The 1,351-nt window shown below is 69.4% G+C and carries 1 protein-coding gene; it reads left to right on the forward strand.

Going from position 1 to position 1,351, the window contains the following annotated elements; all coding sequences use genetic code 11:
• Positions 1-53 precede the first annotated feature (53 nt).
• Positions 54-1,351: acyl carrier protein (locus tag ACZ6RT_RS37530; protein WP_470158883.1), on the forward strand; the 1,298-nt coding region annotated here is incomplete at its 3' end.

The raw sequence follows: 1,351 nt of genomic DNA on the forward strand, positions 1-1,351 counted from the left end.
ATGTGGGGGTGTTGCGGTCTGCGGGGGAGGTTCCGGCGTTGTTGCGGGGGTTGGTGAGGGGGGTTCCTGCCCGCCGAACCACCAAACGACCCGGCGTCGAGAACACGTTCACCCGGACGCTGGCCGCCCTGCCCGAACCTGAGCGGAAACGGGCACTTCTCGACGTGGTACGCCTGCACACGGCAACGGTGCTCGGGCACTCCTCACCCGAGGCGATCGACGTCGACCGGGAGTTCAAGGCGCTCGGCTTCGACTCCCTCACCGCGGTGGAGTTCCGCAACCGGCTCGGTGCGGCGATCGATCACAGACTGCCCGCGACGCTGGTCTTCGACCACCCGACCCCGACCGGCCTGGCCGAGTTCCTGAACGGTGAGCTGTTCGGCGCGTCCACCGGTGTGGTCGTCCCGTCCGCGCCGGTCGCGGCCACCGACACCGATCCGGTCGTGATCGTGGGCATGGCCTGCCGCTTCCCGGGCGGGGTGTCCTCTCCGGAGGGCCTGTGGGACCTGGTGGCCTCGGGCCGGGACGCGGTGTCGGGCTTCCCCGCCGACCGGGGGTGGAACCTGGAGGGACTGTTCGACGACGACCTCGACCGACAGGGAACGTCGTACACCCGGTCCGGGGCGTTCCTCTACGACGCCGGTGAATTCGATCCCGCCTTCTTCGGGATCTCTCCGCGTGAGGCGCTGGCGATGGATCCGCAGCAGCGGTTGCTGCTGGAGACCTCCTGGGAGGCGATCGAGCACGCGGGCATCGACCCGACCACGCTGCGCGGCAGCGACACCGGAGTCTTCGTCGGAGGCATGTACCAGGAGTACGGTCCCCGCTTCGACCAGACCGTGAAGGGCTCCGACGGCTACCTGCTGACCGGGGGCGCGACCAGCGTGATGTCGGGACGTCTCGCCTACACCTTCGGTCTGGAGGGGCCTGCGGTGACGGTGGACACGGCGTGCTCGTCGTCGCTGGTGGCGCTGCACTGGGCGATGCGGGCGCTGCGCCAGGGGGAGTGCTCGATGGCCCTGGTAGGCGGGGTCACGGTGATGGCCTCTCCCGGCATGTTCGTGGAGTTCAGCCGGCAGCGGGGGTTGGCCGCTGACGGGCGGTGCAAGTCGTTCGCTGCGTCGGCGGATGGTACGGGGTGGGGTGAGGGTGTCGGGGTGTTGCTGGTGGAGCGGCTCTCGGATGCGCGGCGTAATGGTCATCGGGTGTTGGCGGTGGTGCGGGGTAGTGCGGTCAATCAGGACGGCGCCAGTAATGGGTTGACGGCTCCGAATGGTCCGTCGCAGCAGCGGGTGATCGCTCGGGCGTTGGCGGATGCGGGTCTGGTGCCGGGTGATGTCGACGCGGTCGA

This window comes from Streptosporangium sp. NPDC050148, assembly GCF_055586505.1.